Annotated in this window: 1 protein-coding gene and 1 pseudogene; one reads left to right on the plus strand and one right to left on the minus strand. The window is 50.2% G+C overall.

Annotated elements, in window-relative coordinates; translation table 11 throughout:
- A pseudogene (locus KDK17_RS03750) lies at positions 1-858 on the plus strand (molecular chaperone HtpG); the annotation flags it as partial.
- A 46-nt stretch (positions 859-904) separates the two neighbouring features.
- Here KDK17_RS03750 and KDK17_RS03755 read toward each other — a convergent pair.
- The coding region (locus KDK17_RS03755; RefSeq protein WP_257287380.1) for a hypothetical protein at positions 905-1,227 on the minus strand (323 nt) is incomplete at its 5' end.

Below are 1,227 nucleotides of genomic sequence, written 5' to 3' on the forward strand. Positions count from 1 at the left end.
GCTGTAGACAGTATGAAAGGGGCATTGACCAAGCGTGTTCTGGACATGCTGGAAAAAATGGCCAAAAAAGAAGAAGAGCAGTATGCAGAGTTTTGGAAAGAGTTTGGCCAGGTTCTGAAAGAAGGTCCTGCTGAAGACTTCGCTAACCGTGAGAAAGTTGCCAAACTGCTGCGTTTTGCGTCCACTGAGAGCAAGGGTGTAGAGCAGGATCAGTCGCTGGAAGGTTACGTTTCCCGGATGAAGGAAGGTCAGGACAAGATCTACTACATTACTGCCGAAACCCACAATGCTGCAGCTAACAGTCCTCACCTTGAAGTCTTCAGGAAGAAGGGGATCGAAGTTCTGTTGTTGAGCGATCGTGTAGATGAGTGGCTGATGTCCCACCTGAACGAGTTTGATAGCAAACAGTTTGCTGACATTGCCCGTGGTGATCTGGATCTGGGTCAGCTGGACGACGAAGGCGACAAGAAAGCCCTGGAAGAAAGCGCCAAAGAGAAGGAAGACCTGCTTAAGCGTATCAAGGATGCTCTGGTGGATCAGGTTGAAGAAGTGCGTGTAACGCACCGTCTGACGGATTCACCCGCCTGTCTCGTCGTGGGTGAGCATGATATGGGCGCCCAGATGCGAAAGATCATGGAAGCTGCTGGTCAGGCCATGCCTGAATCCAAGCCTATCTTTGAAATCAATCCGGAGCATCCTCTGATTAGCCGTCTTGATCAGGAAGCTGATGAAGATCGTTTTACTGACCTGTGTCGTGTGGTCTTCGATCAGGCTAACCTGGCTGCGGGCGGCCAGCTGGATGATCCGGCCAGCTACGTTCAGCGTTTGAACAAGCTGCTGCTGGAAATGGCGGGCTAAGACAGTGTTGGAGCCGGAACTTTATGTAAGTTCCGGCTCCTGACTGTTACTTGGTCAGTTTTTTCAATGCTGCCTTTAAGTCCTCTCTGATATCCAACAAGCCGTTTTTCAAGCCGTGCTTCAGCTCATTCACCTCTTTTCTCACCGTCAATTTAACGCGCTCAGATCTTGAGTCCGTTTTCTTCCGTTTAAAATCAATGCTGGCCTGATTTGCCTCGTACCTGAGATCGCTGGCGGATCTCATGAAGTTCTTAAGCGTGAGCACCTGACAAAGGTAGTCGCTGACGGGCTTGAACTCCATGGCTACGTCCTCAAAAAACTCAGCTAGTTGATAAAGCAGGCTGCCCAGGCTCGGCATCAGTTCAACAT

The sequence above is a fragment of the Endozoicomonas sp. SESOKO2 genome (assembly GCF_024606245.1).
In the GTDB taxonomy this organism is placed as follows: Bacteria; Pseudomonadota; Gammaproteobacteria; order Pseudomonadales; family Endozoicomonadaceae; genus Endozoicomonas_A.